Source organism: Pedobacter nutrimenti, assembly GCF_003208655.1.
Taxonomy (GTDB): domain Bacteria; phylum Bacteroidota; class Bacteroidia; order Sphingobacteriales; family Sphingobacteriaceae; genus Pedobacter; species Pedobacter nutrimenti.
This window is the reverse complement of sequence record NZ_QKLU01000002.1, coordinates 546,761-566,290: the sequence shown is the minus strand read 5'-3', so window position 1 is coordinate 566,290 and position 19,530 is coordinate 546,761. Positions and strand designations below refer to the sequence as shown.

The following is a 19,530-nucleotide window of genomic DNA, read 5'->3' as shown; positions in this document are numbered from 1 at the left end:
AATACTGTCTCTTTTTTGTAAACTTAGAAAAACTTCTTCAAATCCTATTATTTCTTTAAATTAACTTTCTCAGAAATCAAATTTCTGGTGTTTTTAATTTGCGTACTGAACTGATTTCCTTTGATCGAGCGTGCAAATAATTCCGCTCTGTTTACATCCCGTACCGCAAGTTGATATTCCTTTTTTTTGATTTTTACCAGGGCTATGCCCAAAATAGAATCAATATAAGAAGCATCATCTTTTAATTGCCTGGCCAGGATGCCTTGTTGTGTATAAAACCATAAGGATTGCGTCGTTTTATTGGCTGCAAAATAAATTCGCCCCAACTGTCCATAGGCATCCATCTGACCTTTACGGCTTCCAATGCGTCCATAATTTTTAAGCACAACATTTAGAATGACCTGCTCTGCTTCTGTATAATGGGCAAGCAATAAATGAACATTGCTCAACCTCAGTAAAGCACTGCCATATTGGTTAAATTTCCTTGAACTATTATATTCAAATGCCGCTTTTCCAAACAAATTCAAAGCCTCATTCAAATCACCCTTTTTTTCCGTCCTTTCTGCTTCCGAAAAATAATCGTCACCATCCTTTTCATCTGGTCTGGAAACTGCAATTGTAATGGCAGCGCCCGTTCCTCCATCCTGTAATACAAAATTACTAGATTGTCCAGCTGCACCAAGTGCAAAAAACAAACAAAACGGAACCAGGTAAAGTTTATACATTTTACAAAGATATCATTTTTAGCTAAACACTTGTAAATTACCATCAAAAGCTGCCCATACCATATAAGGATGAGAATCTGTATGATATATTTCCCCGCTAGCACTGATACCAATCACTCCGGCAAAACCATCAATTTCTTTCAGCTCCCCGAAAGATTTATCAGCAGCCTCTTTTAAAGAAAATCCATCAGTAACCCTAGTCACAATCTTAGCGGCCAGGCCTGCACTTACAATGTCTTCTCCCACACCTGTACAGGAAACGCCGGCATAAGCATTGGCAAAATTTCCTGCAACAGTAGCTGAATCACTTACCCTGCAGGGAATTTCAAAACCCTTTCCACCTGTTGAAGTCGCCGCAGCCAGATGTCCGTTTTTATCCAAAGCGACACAACCCACCGTACCGACCCGGGAAAGTCCGGCCAGTTTTGCTGCATATTCATTTTTTCTTTCTTCAGTAACCGGATCAAAATATTCGTAACCCTGCTCCCTGGCAAAAAGCAAAGCACCTTCCCCGCTTAAAACCCTGTCGTCATAATCTAATAGCCTAGCCGATACCTCTATAGGATGTCTTACATCCTCCAGATTAATGACGCCGCTAAATCGTTGACTGGAACCATCCATCAGGGAAGCACTTAACCTCACCCGGCCATCACTTTGAATCTGGGAGCCAAGACCCGCATTAAACAATGGACAATCTTCCAGCAAAGCAACTGCGAAAACCACGGTTTCTACAGCAGTATGTTCTTTTAAAAATACATAAGCCCTTCCCACAATGTCCGATAAGGCTTGCTGCTTAGCTTCTTTCATCTCCTGATTGGTGCTTGATTCACTAAAAAAGCCTCCATGAATAATGATTTTCATTCCTTTATCGTATTTATCCTAATTTAGCTCCACAGATTTAGGGTGATGGATTGTTAGGGCATGCGCCGTAAGGTCATAAATGTCCCCGTCACACATCACATGTACCACCATATTCTTAATAGAAACCGGCTGCCCCATATCAACATCGGTCAGGTTGGTATCTGACATCTGTCTTCCATCAACCAACATCACCATTCCAGACCCTATAGCCTCCATGATGTTCCCTTGGGAAATATACAAACCTGTATCTTCCCCCAAACCAATCCCTAAAATACCCGGATTGCTTGCAACAGCATACAGCAAGCGTCCTATCCGGCCTCGTTGTACAAAATGCGTATCAACAATTACCCCATCTATAAAGCCAAGTCCTCCTGTAATTTTCACTTCTCCTTTTAGTAAAGCATCTTTACTGCTTCCCTGGTAAATCATGTTTTTGGAGCTTGCTGCTGCACCTGCAGATGTTCCGGCAATTACAATTTCTTCATCCTGATATTTATCAAGCAAAATCTGATGGATCGCAGTTCCCCCAAAAATAGAAGACAAGCGGAGCTGATCACCTCCGGTGAAAATAATAACATCTGCGGCCTCTATTCTGGAGCAGTTTCCCGGATCATTGGCCTGCTCCCTGTTGCTAATGTTCAGCACCCCAACATCATGAACATCAAGCTGTACAAATGCTTTGATATATTCCTCCCCAACTTTCTCTGGTATCAGGGAAGCGGTCGTAATAATCTCAAACCGGGAAGCATTTTTCTTTCTTGATTCTAAGGTAATCCGTTTTAAAATGCCTCTTTCAAAAAAATTCATATTCTGAGGCAGGCCGAACTCTGTTTCTGTAAAACTACCTGTGTTTATTGCGCCACCAATAATAATTAATTTGCCTTTTGGAGCCATTGCTGTTATTTAAATCCCTATTATTTCAAATATATGTTCATTCAATCAATAATTGAGATTTTTTATCAAAATCATCATTTTTCCCAAGTTGGCCGACATTAAAAAAAATCAAATAATTTAGTAGTTTTATAGAAAAAAACAAGACTTCCGGGGCAGGCCAATTTGGCGGACATTTAATGCCGGTGCATCACTTAACCAGGTTTCAACTGAATCCCGATCCTGGCCCCGATGAGTCCTTAAAGCATACAGTGATGCCATAAAATTAGTTTGTCATGCCATCTTTGATAAAAAACAAAGATACCTGCAAACAGACCACCATTAAACGTTAAACTATAATAGAATGAAAATATTAGGGATTCAAGTGCTGAGAGGACCAAACATCTGGTCAATTAACAGAAAAAAACTCATTCAAATGCGACTGGATCTGGAAGATCTGGAGCAAAGACCAACCAACCTCATTGATGGTTTTAGTGAAAGGATTACAAAGTCCCTTCCTACTCTTTTTACGCACCGCTGCTCAAAAGGACATGCCGGCGGCTTTTTTGAAAGGGTTAAAGAAGGAACCTGGATGGGCCATGTGATAGAACATATTGCTCTTGAAATTCAAACTCTGGCTGGAATGGATACGGGCTATGGCAGAACACGACAAACCAAGACGGAAGGAATTTACAATGTTGTTTTCAGTTATCTGGAAGAAAAAGCAGGTGTGTACGCGGCTGAAGCTTCTGTAAAAATTGCTGAAGCATTGATTGATAACCAGGATTGCAAAATAGAAGAACATATTCAGAAATTAAGAGAATTGCGGGAGTCTGAGCGTCTTGGCCCAAGTACCGGCTCCATTGTGGATGAGGCCATTTCCCGAGATATACCATGGATCAGGCTGAACAAAAGCTCTCTCGTTCAGCTGGGCTATGGAAAAAACCAGGTCCGGTTCAGAGCAACCATGACCGAGAAAACCAACAGCATTGCTGTAGATATTGCCTGCAATAAAGATGAAACCAAAAGACTTTTACAGGACGCTGCTATTCCGGTGGCCAAGGGGCTAACCATTTCAGAAGCGGAAGAATTACCTGAAGCCATAAAAAAAATAGGCTTTCCGCTGGTATTTAAACCTCTTGACGGTAATCATGGAAAAGGGGCGACCATTAATGTAAAGACGGAAGAAGCTGCAAAAGCGGCTTTTGACTACGCAAAAAACTATTCCAGAAAAATCATTATCGAAAAGTTTATCTCGGGTTATGACTTCAGGATACTGGTTATAGATCACCAGATGGTTGCTGCTGCCTTAAGAGTACCCGCCCATGTGAAAGGGAATGGGCAATACACCATACAGCAGCTGATAGACAGGGAAAACGAAGACCCAAGAAGGGGTTATGGCCACGAAAATGTACTCACAGAAATTATCGTGGACCGGGACACCCTGGATTTACTGGCAAAAAAGGAATATACCCTTGAAACGGTTGTACCAAACGGAGAGATCGTCTACTTAAAATCCACGGCAAATTTGAGCACGGGGGGAACCTCCATTGATGTCACAGATTTGGTTCATCCGCAGAATATTTTCATCAGCGAACGCATTTCCAGAATCATAGGTCTTGATATTTGCGGTATTGATGTCATGGCACAGAACCTGACACAGCCTTTGACAGAAAATGGCGGGGTTATTCTAGAGGTCAATGCAGCCCCGGGCTTCAGAATGCACCTTGCCCCAAGTGAAGGTTTACCAAGAAACGTGGCTGCCCCGGTTATAGATATGCTTTATCCTCCAGGAAAATCTGCAAGGATTCCAATTATTGCAGTGACCGGAACCAACGGAAAAACCACCACCACCAGGTTGATTGCCCACATGGTCAAAAGCAATGGTACCCGGGTTGGTTATACCACCTCGGATGGAATTTATGTGCAAAACACCCTGCTCATGAAAGGGGATACCACTGGCCCCATCAGTTCGGAGTTTATTCTAAGAGATCCGACTGTAGAATTTGCCGTACTGGAAACCGCAAGAGGGGGAATCCTTCGGGCAGGCCTTGGCTTTAATAAGTGTGATATCGGTGTGGTGACAAATATCCAGGAAGACCATTTAGGAATCTCTGATATTCATAGCCTGGATGACCTTACACGCGTTAAAAATGTGGTCATTGGTGCAGTAAAAAGAGATGGCTGGGCGGTGTTAAATGCAGATAATAAATACTGTATTAAAATAGCCAATGATGCCGATTGCAAAGTCGCCTATTTCAGCATGGACGAAAAGAACCCAGCCATTGTAGAACATTGTAAAAAAGGGGGTACCGCCGCCATTTATGAAAATGGTTACATCACCATAAAAAAGGGAGACTGGAAAATAAGGGTGGATAAAGTTACCCATATTCCCATCACCTTTGGCGGGAGTGTAGAATTCATGATTGAAAACGTACTTGCTGCAACCCTGGCTGTTTTTCTTTGCGGGTATAAAATTGAAGACATCCGGATGTCGCTAGAGACTTTTATTCCTTCAGCAGCCCAGACACCTGGAAGGATGAATATTTTTAAATTTAAGGAGTTTCAGATCCTTGTTGATTTCGCACATAACCCGGATGGTTTTAATGGAATTAAGGATTATTTGAAAACCATTGAAGCCACCGAACACGTTGGGGTCATTTCCGGTACAGGGGACCGTAGGGATGAGGACATCAAAGAAACAGCCCGTATTGCCGCTCAAATGTTTGATAAGATTATCATATGTCAGGAAAAATACCTGAGGGGCCGAAATCAGCAAGAGTTGATCGATCTGCTTTTATCGGGTATTTACGAAGTGAAACCTGATATGGAAGTCATCATCAATAACAATGGCAATGATTGTCTCCAATACATCATTGCAACGGCAAAATCAGGATCGTTTATGACGATTTTAAGCGATACTATAGATAATGCCATTGTTAAGGTTACTGAATACCTGGATAAAGAGTTTGGAGTTTGATTACAAAAAAAGCCAGCAGATGATCTGCTGGCTTTTTTCTTTACGTCCCGCTCAGATTTTATTCAACGGAAAATACCCAAGGTTAATTTCGTCGTTGGGTAAATCTTTCTGCTGTGTAATCTGAAGACTATATTTTTCTTTAATTTCTCTGGGGAGGATTTCCAGAATCTCTACAGCATCATCCACATCCACACCGTACTTATCGTCGATATGAGAAACAGCACCTGAAAAGCCGGTATGTTGATAAAATGCCGTCTGCTTGGCTTTTTGAGTTGCATTAGCCAAATTGGCTGCTACGACCAGCATTTTATAATGCAATTCATCAAATTCGCCCTTTTTATAACCTCCCAGGTTGATGAAAAACAATTTAAGCGCATCTTTTTCTTGTTCTTTCTTTTCTGTGATTTCAATTTTGAAACCATCCACCTCGGTCACTTCCCGCCAGGCATCAACATGCAGCTTTCCTGATGCCTCGGGCCAAAACCCAGTTATCGCAGGCACAGTTTCTTTCATAGACGTAGCAACCGTAAAAAAAACATCGTGCTGTTCTGTATGCCGGCCCTGAGGCTTACAGCCCAGTATCATCATATATAGCTTAAGATGGCCCATAATGATTGGATTAACCGTAGATATCATTAATCAGTTTTGCCAGGCGGATTCCTCCTTTTAGCAATTGTTCATTTACCGTATCCACATAGTCAAAGTTATAACGGTAACTTAATCTGTCGTCGGGTTTTACCCCTGCATAAATCTTGTTGCAGATGGTATAAGATTCCAACACACAATCCTGTAAAGAAGTCGTTGTCCAGGCATTCAACTGCTCTTTAGTCGGGTGATTTATTGCTGCAGCATATTCTGTATAACTCAACTGCTGGTAATCCACCAGGCCTTCATCCCACACCCTGTGCAGATTTGATTTTTCACCAAACCAGGTAACACTGATCCGGTTTCCGCCCAAATCCTCTTTACGGGCCGTATGCATCGGCTGATGCAAATCGCCGACAAGGTGAATCAGCAACCTCATGGCCATCCTTTTCTGATCTGCATTGCTCTGCGGGTTTTTCAATACAGAGATCACCTCCGGTATTTTATTGAAAACATTTGGTCCTTTCTCTGTATGGAGGAATTGGTAAACACCTTGCTGGTCCAGCCCGGCAGGAAGGTTAACATAATGCCAGGACCCCAAATAATTAAATGAGGTATCAGATTTGATAAAATCAGGCCAGTTACTGGCCATAGCCATAGACTCTGTTCCCAGTACACCTTGCACCGCTTTACGTGCCTTTGCAGTCAGGTAATAATCTGCAACTTGTCCGACCACGCGGTGCCCGGTCATGCCCCAGGCGGAAACCTGCAATGGCAAATAAGCCATAGCCCCCAATAAAAGAGCCAACTTTAACTTTTTCTTTACTGAAAATATATTCATGTTTTTATAATTCTTTGGGTTCACAAACGATGCGTTCTTTTAAAATCAGGTTACAATCCCTTTGGTCGCTTATACTTTCCAATTGGACCACATTGGGTTTTGAAGACTTAATGTAAAAACTCTTGAAGTAACGTCCAATCTGATAACAACCTGATACTTTCTGTTTGTAATTTGCTTTTGTAAAAGTGCCGTCCAGAAAAAGGCTGTCTCCCCTGACCACATAGACTCCTTTTGCATATTCTTTCCAAAGGCCATTATTAAAGCAAGAATCGGCATAATAATTTACCCTGGAATGGGTCGTCATTTCTACATAAAAAGAGTCGCAGGTAAATTTAAATTTATGTTGTGTATAATTCAGCAGTTTATTTGAATTCGCTATGCTGTCCTGGCTCCATACTCCCTGAAGAAAAGCCTCTCCTTTTCCCTGCACATTGGGAAGTCTTCTGCAGGCAGTCAGGATACAAACCAGTCCTAAAAAAAAGAAGACGCTTCTCATTATATAACCGGCCAATTACTTTAAACTCCCTACCATATCTTCCGGTTTTACCCACTGGTCAAATTGCTCACTGGTTAACAAGCCCAGTTCAACAGCTGCTTCCCGAAGGGTTTTATTTTCTTTATGGGCTTTTTTTGCAATTTTTGCTGCATTCTCATAGCCAATATGCGGATTCAGCGCGGTAACCAACATTAAAGAGTTTTCCAAATGTTTTTTAATTTCCGGCAGGTTTGGTAAAATACCTTCTGCACAATGGTCATTAAAAGAAACACAGGCATCTCCGATTAACCTGCCTGACTGAAGGACATTTGCGGCAATAACTGGTTTAAAAACATTCAATTCAAAATGCCCTGTACTTCCACCTATACTTACAGCAACATCGTTTCCTATAACCTGCGCACAAACCATTGTTAAAGCCTCTGGTTGCGTTGGGTTAACTTTTCCCGGCATAATAGACGATCCTGGCTCATTGTCGGGAATAATGATTTCACCGATACCTGAACGAGGCCCAGAACTGAGCATCCTAATGTCATTTGCAATTTTCATCAAAGATACCGCAACTCTTTTATAAGCTCCAGAAAGCTCCACCATTGCATCATGAGCAGCCAGCGCTTCAAATTTATTTGGAGCAGTTACAAAAGGTAAACCGGTTAATTCTGCAATTTTCTTTGCAACAAGTACATCATAACCTTTTGGTGTATTCAAACCTGTTCCAACAGCGGTACCACCCAAAGCCAGTTCCGTGATCATGGCCAAAGCGTTTTTAACCGCCCTGATTCCGTTTTGAACTTGTTGAGCGTAACCGGAAAATTCCTGTCCCAAAGTTAAAGGGGTCGCATCCATAAAATGAGTACGGCCTGTTTTTACAATTTTTGCAAACTCAGTTGCTTTGGCACTTAATGTAGTATGCAATTTCTCCAAGCCGGGAAGTGTAATTTCCGAAGCTTGTTTATATGCTGCAATATGCATTGCAGTCGGATAAGTATCGTTGGAGGATTGTGATTTATTGACGTCATCATTTGGATGTAATGCTTTTTTAGCATCATTAAGATCACCGCCATTTAAGACATGGGCACGATAAGCAATTACTTCATTAGCGTTCATATTGCTTTGGGTTCCTGAACCGGTTTGCCAGATGACCAAAGGAAACTGCTCATCGAGTTTACCTGCAATAACTTCATCACAAGCTTTAACAATCAGCTCTTTTTTATCTGCGGCCAACACGCCCAGTTCATGATTTGCCAAAGCGGCAGCTTTTTTTAAATATCCAAAAGCATGGATAATTTCTTTTGGCATAGAAGCCTCTGGTCCGATTTTAAAATTATTACGTGATCGTTCAGTCTGTGCGCCCCAATATTTATCAGCAGGCACCTGTACTTCACCCATCGTATCGTGTTCAGTTCTAAAATTCATAATCTTATACGTTTTGTCACAAATTTAAGTTTTATCTTAATATAAGAATGTAAAGTAAATGATAATGTTTAAAACTCTTTTACGTTAAAAGGAGTATTATTTCTTAATTTTCCGGCTTTTTAAACAGAATTTGTCCTACATGACTTACCGTAATATTTTAGCTGTGGCTACTATGGCCACATTTCTTTTTACCAATTGCTCTTCCACTGATAAAAAAACGGTTGCTGATCCCAAAATCCGAACCAAACATGACGACAAAGCGGATAGTCTGTTGCTGGTTTACAATCCAGATAAAGGAGATAAATTCATTGCAAATTTTGTAGAAACCCTCCATAAAAAATATGGCTTTAATGGCAATATGCTGGTTGCAAAAGATGGTAAAATCATTTATGAAAAAGCCATTGGCTGGGCAGACTACTTACACCGGGATAGCCTGAAAATCAATTCTGAATTTGAACTCGCTTCTGTAACCAAAACTTTCACAGGTGTGGCCATTATGCAGCTTGTTGAAAAAGGAAAACTCTCTTTAAGTGATAATGTCAAAAAATTCTTTCCTAATTTTCCCTACGAAGGCATTACTGTAAAACTGCTGCTGACCCATCGCAGCGGTATGATGAACTATGTTTATTTTACGGACGGAATCTGGAAGGACAAGAAAAAGCCAATGAGCAATATGGATGTGATGAACCTGATCGCCGAACATAAGCCGGCCCGTTATGCGGCCCCGGATACCCGGTTTCATTACAACAACTCGAACTTTATGGTCCTGGGTGCCATTATAGAAAAAGTAACTGGCAAAAAATATGCGGACTACATGATGGAAAATGTCTTTAAACCTGCTGGAATGAAACATACTCATGTTTATTCGACCACGGTTTACCCTAAAATCCCGGTTGATGTGGTTGGACATGACCGTACATGGAGATACTCTGTTGTTCAGAATTTTCTGGATGGTCCTGTAGGAGACAAAGGAATTTACAGTACCATACATGACCTTGTGCTGTACGACCATGCATTGCGTAATGGGCGCCTACTAACAAAGGCCAGCCTGGACTCTGCTTACACAGGCCACAACAAGCCTGTTAACGGTCACTTTAATTATGGTTATGGCTGGAGAATGTTTGATGGGGAAAATGGCAGAAAAGTCGTTTATCATACCGGTTGGTGGCATGGTTTCAGGCACATCTATGTCCGTGACCTGGACAAAAACATCATTGTTATCTTTCTGGGAAATTTAACCAATGGCAGTCTGATGCACTTGGATGACCTGTATAAATATTTGAAAATGCCGGTGATCAGAAAAGGGGCCTACTCAGGAAATGGATCTTTACCGGGAAGCGACGAAGATTAATCAGGAAATCTTGTCAAAAGTGATGCCCTGGTTTTTTCTTTCCAAATAGACCCGCAGTAAATGGTTTTGTGGCAAAGAAAGAACCGGGTCCTGCTCAAAAATTTCTATGATCATATTTCTGGCTTCCTGAAGAATGGCCTGATCTTTGGCCAAATCGGCCATTTTAAGCTCCAGAACCCCGCTTTGCTGGGTACCTGAAAGATCTCCGGGACCTCTGAGTTGTAAGTCAATTTCAGATATTTCAAAGCCGTTGTTGGTTTTAACCATGGTCTCTAATCGAAGTTTTCCTTCCCGGGTCAACTTATTTCCGGACATTAAAATACAAAAACTTTGTTCGGCGCCCCGGCCCACACGGCCACGGAGCTGATGCAATTGAGACAAGCCAAACCGCTCGGCGTGTTCAATAACCATAACCGAAGCATTCGGCACATTAACCCCTACTTCAATCACTGTGGTCGCAACCATGATCTGCGCTTTTCCTTCCACAAAGCGTTGCATTTCATATTGTTTATCTGCATTGCTCATTTTACCATGAACGATGCTGATCTGAAAATCAGGAAGAGGAAACTGATACCGCATCTGTTCAATACCCGCTTCCAGGTAAAGAAGATCCAACTGTTCACTCTCTTTAATTAGAGGATAAACCACGTATACCTGACGTCCTTTTTTAATTTCTTCCTTCATAAAACCAAACATCCGCAAACGTTGGCTCTCAAAAAGATGCTTTGTTTCAATTGGTTTTCTACCCAGAGGCAGTTCATCAATAACCGATACATCAAGGTCGCCATATAAGGTCATCGCCAATGTTCTTGGAATGGGCGTAGCCGTCATGACCAGAATATGAGGGGGAATACTGTTCTTTCTCCAGAGTTTTGCCCGCTGTTCTACACCAAAACGGTGTTGTTCGTCAATCACAACCAGCCCCAGATTTTTAAACTTTACCTTGTCCTCGATCAGCGCATGAGTCCCCACCAGGATGTCTATTTCGCCTGCTTCTAGTTGTTCATGTAATAAGGTCCTTTGTTTTTTTGTTGTACTGCCGGTAAGTACAGCCACCTTAACCAGATCATCTTTAAGCAGGGAAACCAGGGACTGGTAATGTTGTCGGGCCAGAATCTCCGTCGGCGCCATCATACAGGCCTGGTAACCGTTATCATTCGCAAGTAACATACTCATCAGGGCAACGATCGTTTTTCCACTCCCAACATCTCCCTGTACCAGACGGTTCATTTGGATCCCCCTGTGGGTATCCAGCCGGATTTCTTTGATGACCCGCTTCTGAGCACCTGTTAATGGGAAAGGTAGAATGTCTTTATAAAAAGTATTTATTTTAGCTCCAACCTTATCAAAAACAGCCCCTTTAAATTTCAGGTTCCGCTGCTGTTTACTCCCTAAAAGCTGCAATTGGATAAAAAAAAGCTCTTCGAATTTCAACCTTCGCTGGGCGTCCTGGAGCATCTGCGCACTTCCAGGAAAATGAATATGGAGTAAGGCCTCTCTTTTAGAAATTAACTTATACTTCTCCATAACATAAGGCGGAAGGCTCTCCTTTACTTCTCTGATGTGTTGTTCTATCAGCAGGCCTACGAGTTTCTGGATTCCCTTGCTATCCAGAAAATGTTTCTTTAACTTCTCTGTTGAATTATAAATGGGCTGCAGGGTCAGGTTACCTGTGACTCCAGCAGGTCTGGGATAATTTTCAAGCTCAGGATGAGAAATACTAAAAGTGCCGTTAAAAAGGTTTGGTTTGCCAAAGACAATATACACCTTTCCCCTCATCACATTTTCCTCTACCCACTTTAAACTTTGAAACCAAACCAATTCAATGGTCCCTGTTTCATCGCTTAACCTGGCAACAATTCTTTTCTTATGTTTTTCACCAATTGTTTTTTTATCAGTAATCCGGCCAACAATCTGTACAAGTGGCAATTCGGGATTGAGTTCCCTGATTTTATAAAATCTTGTCCGGTCGATATACCTGAAAGGGTAATAATTTAACAGCTGGTCATAAGCAAAAATGCCCAACTCCTTTTTCAGAAGTTCGGCACGTTTAGGGCCAACACCCTTTAAGTATTCAATCGACGCTGATAAAATTTCTACAGACAAAACCTTTATTTTTTTGTCAGATTATATTTTCTCACTATGGTAAGCAATTGCAGAAATCTCCACATTTACTCCTTTTGGCAAACCTTTAACGGCAACCGTTTCCCTGGCTGGAAAGTCTTTATGGAAATAAGAACCGTATACTTCATTGACTTCGGCAAACAAGCTCATATCTGATAAAAATATGGTTGTTTTTACAATATGTTCAAATCCAAATCCAGCCTCAATCAATACAGCATGGAGGTTTCTCATCACCTGATGTGTTTCTTCCGAAAGGGAAGATTGATTGAGCGCACCGGTTGCCGGGTTAATTGGTATTTGCCCAGAGACATACAGAAAACCGCCAGCAAGTACTGCCTGATTATAAGGCCCAATAGGTGCCGGAGCGTCGTTGGTATTAATAATTCTTTTCATAAATGTTTAATATTGATTGTATTTTATAGATAACAGCAGTACAGTTTATGATTTTAAGAGCAGGCTAATTAATTTCCATATCAATGCTCCAAGGAACACAATAATGGCCAGGGCATTTATAAAATGCATAATCTTCAGGTTAATATTAACCGGCCTGTTTTTGTCTTTCTTCCTGAAAAAGTACATACACAAATGTATAAATAAAAAAAGAGGGCTTCGAATATCGAAGCCCTCTTTTTTGTATGTTCTTAAGAAAGATTAGTTTCTTGAAGATTCAACACGACGGTTACGGATACGACCTTCTTCAGTATCGTTAGAAGCAACTGGGTTAGCTTCACCATAACCTTTAGTAACTACAGCGCTAGAATTAACACCAGAGTTTACCAGGTAAGTTTTAACAGAATTAGCTCTGTCTTTAGATAATTTCAAGTTATATGCAGCAGTACCTTCGCTAGAAGCATAACCTTTTAAAGTTACTTTACCACCTTTTTCACGTAATCCTGAAGACAATTTATCTAAGATAGGATAAGACTCAGTTTTTAATACTGAACTGTTAAACTCAAATTGAATTGGCTCAAAACCTGTTACATTGCTTGTTGGAGCAACAGTAGTAGGCTCTGGTGCTTTTGGAAGAGGACATCCTGATCCATCAACAGCAGTACCAGCAGGTGTGTTAGGGCATTTATCAAACTGATCTGCTACACCATCACCATCTGAATCTTTTTTCAAATCTTCAACTGATTTCTCTACGTTAGAAACACGGTTTTTAAGTGCTTCAACTTCCTGACGCAATGAAGGATCTTTCAATTCATCATACATCATAGCCAATGGATTTACCCACTCCAGATCTGGTTTGGATTTAGATCCAAGAGAGAACTCTAAACCAGCGTATCCGTAAGAGAATTTATCTTTATGACCAGCATAAGAATAAACACCATCAAAGTTATTTCCATCAACGAAGTGCATGGTATAACCTAAGTTAAAGGCAACACGGTCAGAAACTTTAAATTTCACACCTACTCCAACTGGAATATAGGCTTCTTTGATATAAGTTTTGTCGTGGTTTTTACCAGCTTTGTCTTTCCAATCTGTAACAACACCTGTAGCTGAAGTTGTTTTAGGTGCATAAGCAGCTAAACCGTAACCAGCAGTAACGAAAAAGTTTACAGAGTTTTCACGACGTAAAAAGTCAACAGTTGCAACGTTAACCACACCACGGATATCCGCAGCATAAGCCAATTGAGTTTCAAAAGACTTAACACCATAGTTAACACCACCTGGCATGTCTTTATTTGTACCGGAAACTTTTCCACGGAAAATGTTACCTTCTAAACCAAATGCATGACCTAATTGTTTTTTCAATGAAATGCCATAACCTAAGTTAACTTCTGCATTTTTGAAATCGTTAGAGCCACCGATGGCAAGGAATGGAGATAAAACACCCGCATTCACTCCGATAGACCAGGTTCTATACTGGCCTCTTCCGCCAAATACTTTGGCCGAAGAAGAGCTAGCAGGCGCATCTTGTGCATTAACAAGAGACGTAGCTCCCATTAAAGCGACAAAAGAAACTGCCAGACCCTTTTTTAAAGTAGAATAATTCATAATTTTCTTTTTTAAGGTTAAACAAATTTTAATTGTATAATTTTTTTGTGTAGCAAAATTAAACAAATTTTTAAATTCTCAAACACCTACACAAACACTGTTCCAAACTTAAAAATAGCAAAAAAATACAGCATTTCAGCATATAAATACTTCATAATCAGTAGAAGCAACAGCTTTCCATTAAACCAATCGAGCAAAAAAGCAAAGCACAAACCTCTAATAATCAAATAAATAAGACCCATTAAAAAGTATAAATCAAATAAACAACCAAATTTGTCATTGAAATTTCATTTACTGCCAATTGCATAAAAAGAGATCCATTGCTTCAACCTGATAAAATCAAAAGTGTCTTGGATACACCTAGAAGTCCTTTTTTTCAGACAGGAATACTACTCAATTTAATACCAGCGCTCCAGAAAGCGGTAAACATTAAAATCTGCTTGTTTCATGGCGTCTTTGATTTCTCTTCTGAAACTGACCTTATCTATACTGCTCATTTTATAATGCTGTAGGATTTTGAATGCTTTTTCTGCCATCAGATAAGGTCTGCGTTCATTTTCTAAATAAAAGGGTTCCTGAAGCCAGTCACAAAACATTTTGACTCCCATGTTTTTATCTGCGACCGTTTTAAAAACAGGAATTTTGGGTTCCTGATGATGAACTAGCTTTTTTAGATTATTGGCAAAAGTATCTGCCCCCTCCCGATCTGACTTATTGACCACAAAGGCCTGGGCGATTTCCATTAGACCCGATTTAATATTCTGAATCTCATCTCCGGATTCCGGAACAAGAACAACCACCGTACGATCAGCTAGTCCCGCAATTTCGAGTTCTGACTGTCCGACACCAACAGTTTCAACCAAAATTAAATCAAAATCTGATGCCCGCATCACATCTACCATTTCAATAGTTTTCGCGGAAATACCCCCCAAAGCGCCCCTTGTTGCTACAGAACGGATGTAGACATTGGGCCTGTTAAACTGGGCAGACATTCGAATCCGGTCCCCAAGCAATGAACCAAAATTAAAAGGAGAGGTTGGATCAACAGCCAGAATGGCTACCTTTTTCTGAAGATCAGCAAAATAGGTTGCAACGGCATTAACCAGGGTGCTCTTTCCGGCCCCGGGCGGACCCGTAATCCCCACCACAGGCACTTTTACATTCATTTTAAGTGAACGAAGTAAGCCTGCAGCCGGAGCAATGTCATTTTCAACCCAGGTTAATGCCCTGGCCAAAGCAAGAAAATTTCCTTGTCTGATTCCTTGTAGAATAGGTTCAAGTTCATCCATTAATTATCTTTTTACACAAAGAAATACATTTTATCGAACATTTATCTATAACAATTTCTCCTTTCTAGACACATCAGCAGTCGTACTTGCACAGTTTCCAATGAAATGCTAGCTTTAGCCACAGAAAACCCGAGCATGCCTATCCCAAAAATTATACATCAGACTTTTAAAACAGAAAAATTGCCTTTTATAACTAAATGGCATATTTCCAGATTCAGAAAAAAGAATCCTGACTACATTTATGAATTCTATGATGACCAAAGGATTGAAAAATTTCTTTCAGAAGAATTTGATGAAGAAACATTAAAGTTATATCAGCGATTAAATATTGGGGCTGCAAAAGCAGATTTCTTCAGATATGCAATATTGCTAAAAAAAGGAGGGGTTTATCTTGATATAGACAGTTCAATCAGAGGAAGTCTCAATGATTTTATAAAACCAACAGACACCGCTGTTATCTCAGAAGAAGGAAACCCGACATTGTATGTTCAATGGGCACTGGTTTATGAACCCGGGCACCCATTTCTTAAACAAACTCTGGAGCTGGTTTGTGATAACATCCGAAACAACAGGTATCCGCATGATGTACATAAAATGACAGGTCCTACGGTTTACACACAAGGCGTCAATACCTGCATAGCCAATACCCCAGATGTTCCTTATAGATTATTCGGGATAGATTACAATGGTCACCTTAGGTTTAAATACCCTTTTAGCAAGCTTCTGTATCGCAAAGGAGAACATTGGAAAAAATTACAACTTACCCGCCCCGTGCTTCGCCCTGACTAAAGAATTGGTGATCTACGTATTTAAAAAATCTGATGAACTATAATAAAACACAACAACTTTTAGAAAAATTATTCAGCAACCGGTCATTTATTCTTTCCATCTGGTTTTTATTAGCAGTAATAGCGACACTAAAACAATTGAAAGCCGGTGAAGAACACAATAATTATCTCATTTTTAAATACACCTTCTTTCACGCCAAAGATCATTTAAACCTCTATCTGAAATATCCTGCAGAATACGGTGACATGAACCATTATGGCCCATTGTTCTCTTTGGTCATTGCCCCTTTTACACTATTTCCAAAATATGTCGGAATGTTTTTATGGCAGATCGTCAATGTAGTCACCCTGTATTACGCCATCTCCACACTACCATTAAAAAACTCAAAAATTGTTGCTGTCTATTGGATCATCACCAACGAATTGCTTTCCTCTCTCTTTTCTTTTCAGATCAATCCTTCTATCACCGCGATTATTATACTCTCCTACACTATGATTGAGAGAAAGAATAACTTTTTTGCAGCATTTTTGATCTTTTTGGGGACTTATATCAAATTGTACGGAATTGTTGGGCTGGCATTCTTCTTCTTTGTAAAGAACAAGCCAAAATTCATAGCCTACTGTATCTTCTGGGCAGTTCTATTTTTCATTCTGCCTATGTTTTTTTTCAGCCCGGATTACATTATCCAATGCTATAAAGACTGGTCGGTTTCCCTTTCGGCCAAACAATTGGAGAACGCAACCCTGGTCTCCTGGCAGGATGTTTCTATTATGGGTATATTCAGAAGAACATTGCAAGACCCATCTATACCAAACTGGCCGTTTTTACTGGGAGGGATAATCCTTTTCTGTCTTCCTTATGTTAGACTCGGTCAATACAAATCCAATTCGTTCAGGATGATGTACCTTGCTTCCACACTCATCTTCACTGTTGTTTTTAGCAATTCTTCAGAATCACAAACCTATATTATTGCCTTTACCGGAGTAGCCATATGGTTCATGATTCAGCAAAGACCATTAAAGACAGAAATCATCGGATTATTTATTTTTGCTATTCTTCTGACAACAATGGCCCCTACCGATTTTATCCCAAAATACATTAGGGACAATTACATTATGCGTTATTCATTAAAAGCACTCCCTTGTGCACTCATCTGGCTTTACCTGAGCTATCAAATGTTGGTGACAGATTTTAAAAGCAAAAGGATTGAAACTGAATTAGAAATTTGATTTTTGCAGCAGTCAACAAAACTATCTTTATAGAATAAAATGTATCTTTGTAGATAAATAAAAGAAATCCTGTCCATACAATGAAAGTTACCGGTTTTACCTTTATTAGAAATGCTGTTACAAATGATTATCCGGTGAGTGAAGCCATCAGATCAGTACTCCCCCTGTGTGATGAATTTGTAGTCGCCCTTGGAAATTCTGCTGATCAAACTTCAGACCTGATCAAAAGGATTGCACCCGAGAAAATAAAGATCCTGAATACTGTTTGGGACGACACCCTTAGAGAAGGAGGGAAAGTATTTGCTCTGGAAACAAATAAGGCGATAACTGCTATTTCGCCCAATACAGACTGGATGATCTATGTGCAGGGAGATGAATGTATTCATGAAAAATATCTGTCACTAATCCGTCGGGAAATGGAAGATAATCTTGAAGACAAAAATGTTGAAGCCTTACTTTTAAAATATCGGCATTTCTATGGCTCTTATGACTTTACAGCTCAATCCCGTCGCTGGTACAGAAGAGAAGTACGTATATTAAAAAACATTCCTGGTATATATTCTTACAGGGATGCCCAAGGTTTTAGAATTAATGGCCGAAAATTAAAAGTAAAATTAATAGATGCCTATATCTATCACTACGGATGGGTCAAAACCCCAAAAGCCCTACAAGGAAAAGTTCGAAATTTTAATCAGTTTTATCAGACTGAAGAATGGGTAGAACAGAATCTCCCCATTCAAAACACCTTCGATATGCATAACGCCGACCGGCTGATCAGGTTTACCGAAACCCATCCATCAGTAATGCAAGACAGGATTGCTGCTACCAACTGGATATTTAATGAGGACTTAAGCAAAATAAACCCCAAAATGTCTTTCCGAAGGCGTTTATTGCAAAAAATAGAAGACCTGACAGGCTGGAGGGTGTTTGAATACCGTAACTATAAAATTGTTAAATAAAATTGAAGTCATGAAGAAGAGCCTTTCTATAATCATACCAAACTATAATGGTAAATCTCTACTTGAGGCTTATCTTCCCTCTGTATTGGCGGCGGCAACACATATAAATATGCCTTTTGAAGTTATAGTTGCAGACGATGCTTCAAGGGATGACAGCGTAACTTTTCTACAAGAAAATTATCCGGAAATTATAGTCCTCATCAATGCAGAAAACAAAGGCTTTTCCTATACTTGTAACCGCGGAATTGAGGTTGCACGTTACGAACTCACCTTTTTACTCAATTCCGATGTAAGACTGACGGAGAACTATTTTGATCAGCAATGGCAATACTTCCAAAACGAAGATACCTTTGGTGTAATGGGCAGGATCATGACCGCAGACGGAAGCAGAATTGAGGATGCCGCCCGTATTTTATTTCGAAAGGGATGCAGGCTTAAAGCAAACAAATTCTATTATAGCAAGGACCCAAAGGACAATAGTACTTATACGGCCTATTTATCTGGAGCAAATGCACTTGTGGATACCAAAAAATTAAAAGAGCTTGGTGGTTTTGATGAAATTTACTCTCCATTCTCTTCCGAAGATGCCGACCTGAGTTTAAGGGCCTGGCTTCTTGGCTGGAAATGTTATTATGAACATCAATCTGTATGCTTCCATCAGGTCGGTGCCAGCACAAAAACCCAGGTAAAACTCCGTTTTATGAAAAAGATCTATTTCAGAAACAGGTTTATATTTCACAGCATACACTTAACAGGATTTAGAGCAAGAATATGGCCCTATTATCTGCTTTTAATAGAAATTCTCCCAAAAGTTCTCCTTGGAAAATCATGGATCATTAACAGTTATAAAGATTATCTCCGGTACAGCCGGCAAATAGAAGTTTCAAAGAATAATATTCTATCCTTAAAAACAAAATATCATTCAAAGCTCGAAGTACAGAACATTATTGATCTTATCAATAAATCTGTGACTGAAAAACCTGTTACATACCTCTAAAGACTGCTTGTTTTTATTAAAAA

18 protein-coding genes are annotated in these 19,530 nt (G+C 40.1%); 6 read left to right on the top strand and 12 right to left on the bottom strand.

Translation table 11 applies throughout. The features are described from left to right. Positions 1-47: 47 nt before the first annotated feature. From B0O44_RS07235 to B0O44_RS07225, 3 genes are read right to left on the bottom strand one after another with little or no spacing between them, the layout of a single operon-like run. On the bottom strand, positions 48-725 hold the full coding sequence (locus tag B0O44_RS07235; protein WP_110828672.1) for a hypothetical protein: 678 nt from the start codon (positions 723-725) through the stop codon (positions 48-50). An 18-nt stretch (positions 726-743) separates the two neighbouring features. Next, positions 744-1,586: an isoaspartyl peptidase/L-asparaginase gene (locus B0O44_RS07230; protein ID WP_110828669.1), complete on the bottom strand. Its 843-nt coding sequence runs from the start codon at positions 1,584-1,586 to the stop codon at positions 744-746. Positions 1,587-1,604: 18 nt separating this feature from the next. After that, on the bottom strand, positions 1,605-2,480 hold the full coding sequence (locus tag B0O44_RS07225) for a cyanophycinase (protein ID WP_110828666.1): 876 nt from the start codon (positions 2,478-2,480) through the stop codon (positions 1,605-1,607). Positions 2,481-2,820: 340 nt separating this feature from the next. Between B0O44_RS07225 and cphA the strand changes: the two genes are divergently transcribed. Continuing rightward, positions 2,821-5,436, top strand: a complete 2,616-nt coding sequence (cphA, locus tag B0O44_RS07220) for a cyanophycin synthetase (protein ID WP_110828664.1) — start codon at positions 2,821-2,823, stop codon at positions 5,434-5,436. A gap of 51 nt (positions 5,437-5,487) precedes the next feature. Here cphA and B0O44_RS07215 read toward each other — a convergent pair whose 3' ends face one another. Genes B0O44_RS07215 through fumC form a run of 4 tightly spaced genes read right to left on the bottom strand, consistent with a single transcriptional unit; the run spans position 5,488 to position 8,771 of the window. After that, a complete protein-coding gene (locus B0O44_RS07215; protein ID WP_110829192.1) occupies positions 5,488-6,045 on the bottom strand; it encodes a DUF1543 domain-containing protein in 558 nt (185 codons plus the stop codon). A gap of 10 nt (positions 6,046-6,055) precedes the next feature. Continuing rightward, positions 6,056-6,862 (bottom strand): S1/P1 nuclease, encoded by an 807-nt coding sequence (locus B0O44_RS07210; RefSeq protein ID WP_110828661.1) that lies wholly within the window; start codon positions 6,860-6,862, stop codon positions 6,056-6,058. A gap of 4 nt (positions 6,863-6,866) precedes the next feature. Next, complete coding sequence (locus B0O44_RS07205; RefSeq protein ID WP_110828659.1) at positions 6,867-7,358, bottom strand: fumarate hydratase; 492 nt, start codon at positions 7,356-7,358, stop codon at positions 6,867-6,869. A gap of 15 nt (positions 7,359-7,373) precedes the next feature. Next, complete coding sequence (fumC, locus tag B0O44_RS07200) at positions 7,374-8,771, bottom strand: class II fumarate hydratase (RefSeq protein ID WP_110828656.1); 1,398 nt, start codon at positions 8,769-8,771, stop codon at positions 7,374-7,376. Between the two features lie 139 nt (positions 8,772-8,910). Here fumC and B0O44_RS07195 point away from each other — a divergent pair, with 139 nt between their 5' ends. Then, the gene (locus tag B0O44_RS07195) at positions 8,911-10,122 is read left to right on the top strand and encodes a serine hydrolase domain-containing protein (RefSeq protein ID WP_110828653.1); all 1,212 of its coding nucleotides are present in this window, start codon (positions 8,911-8,913) and stop codon (positions 10,120-10,122) included. Here B0O44_RS07195 and recG read toward each other — a convergent pair whose 3' ends face one another. From recG to meaB, 5 genes are all read right to left on the bottom strand, one after another. Further along, the gene (gene recG, locus B0O44_RS07190; RefSeq protein WP_110828651.1) at positions 10,123-12,228 is read right to left on the bottom strand and encodes an ATP-dependent DNA helicase RecG; all 2,106 of its coding nucleotides are present in this window, start codon (positions 12,226-12,228) and stop codon (positions 10,123-10,125) included. 21 nt (positions 12,229-12,249) lie between these two features. Further along, positions 12,250-12,639: a RidA family protein gene (locus B0O44_RS07185; protein ID WP_110828648.1), complete on the bottom strand. Its 390-nt coding sequence runs from the start codon at positions 12,637-12,639 to the stop codon at positions 12,250-12,252. Positions 12,640-12,684: 45 nt separating this feature from the next. After that, positions 12,685-12,825 (bottom strand): DUF6728 family protein, encoded by a 141-nt coding sequence (locus tag B0O44_RS25350; RefSeq protein WP_317047138.1) that lies wholly within the window; start codon positions 12,823-12,825, stop codon positions 12,685-12,687. Between the two features lie 72 nt (positions 12,826-12,897). After that, a complete protein-coding gene (locus B0O44_RS07180; protein ID WP_110829191.1) occupies positions 12,898-14,244 on the bottom strand; it encodes an OmpA family protein in 1,347 nt (448 codons plus the stop codon). A gap of 398 nt (positions 14,245-14,642) precedes the next feature. Beyond that, entirely contained in the window at positions 14,643-15,533 is an 891-nt protein-coding gene (gene meaB / locus B0O44_RS07175; RefSeq protein WP_110828646.1) for a methylmalonyl Co-A mutase-associated GTPase MeaB, read from the bottom strand. Positions 15,534-15,668: 135 nt separating this feature from the next. Between meaB and B0O44_RS07170 the strand changes: the two genes are divergently transcribed. The 4 genes from B0O44_RS07170 to B0O44_RS07155 all read left to right on the top strand — a co-directional run bounded on the left by B0O44_RS07170 (position 15,669) and on the right by B0O44_RS07155 (position 19,507). Next, the gene (locus B0O44_RS07170; protein ID WP_110828643.1) at positions 15,669-16,322 is read left to right on the top strand and encodes a glycosyltransferase family 32 protein; all 654 of its coding nucleotides are present in this window, start codon (positions 15,669-15,671) and stop codon (positions 16,320-16,322) included. Between the two features lie 32 nt (positions 16,323-16,354). Further along, positions 16,355-17,551 carry a glycosyltransferase family 87 protein gene (locus B0O44_RS07165; RefSeq protein WP_110828641.1) on the top strand — a complete coding sequence of 399 codons (1,197 nt, stop codon included), beginning with the start codon at positions 16,355-16,357 and terminating at the stop codon, positions 17,549-17,551. 80 nt (positions 17,552-17,631) lie between these two features. Then, the gene (locus B0O44_RS07160; RefSeq protein WP_110828638.1) at positions 17,632-18,510 is read left to right on the top strand and encodes a glycosyltransferase family 2 protein; all 879 of its coding nucleotides are present in this window, start codon (positions 17,632-17,634) and stop codon (positions 18,508-18,510) included. A gap of 10 nt (positions 18,511-18,520) precedes the next feature. Further along, a complete protein-coding gene (locus B0O44_RS07155) occupies positions 18,521-19,507 on the top strand; it encodes a glycosyltransferase family 2 protein (RefSeq protein WP_110829189.1) in 987 nt (328 codons plus the stop codon). Positions 19,508-19,530 lie beyond the last annotated feature (23 nt).